Source organism: Rhizobium ecuadorense (assembly GCF_001187535.1).
Taxonomy (GTDB): domain Bacteria; phylum Pseudomonadota; class Alphaproteobacteria; order Rhizobiales; family Rhizobiaceae; genus Rhizobium; species Rhizobium ecuadorense.
In genome coordinates this window covers 1-329 of the sequence record NZ_LFIO01000597.1, presented here as the reverse complement: position 1 = coordinate 329, position 329 = coordinate 1, and the positions used below count along the sequence as shown (strand labels likewise).

1 pseudogene is annotated in these 329 nt (G+C 59.9%); it reads left to right on the top strand.

The features are described 5' to 3' along the window. Positions 1–329, top strand: a pseudogene (locus AF337_RS12200) (metal-binding protein); the annotation flags it as partial.

Here is a 329-nt window from a genome sequence, read left to right as displayed (position 1 = left end):
CTCCGACGAGCTGGCAAACCGCCACGTCGACATTTTCGGCACCGCCTTCGGCATTGACGTCAAGACCGGTGGCGGCGACGACTATTTCTTCGGAACCGGCGGCAATGACAGGTTCGAAGGCGGCGCCGGCAACGACGTGCTGTTGGGCGGTGCGGGCATCGATACGGCAGTCTTCTCAGGGAATTTCGCCAAATACTCCTTCGCGTTAAACAATGGCAGCCACATCCTGACGAGCGCCCTGGAGGGCAAGGATACGCTGACCGATGTTGAATTCGCCCGTTTTGCCGACGGCGTCTACGATTTCGCCAAGGGAAAGTTCACGCCCGACG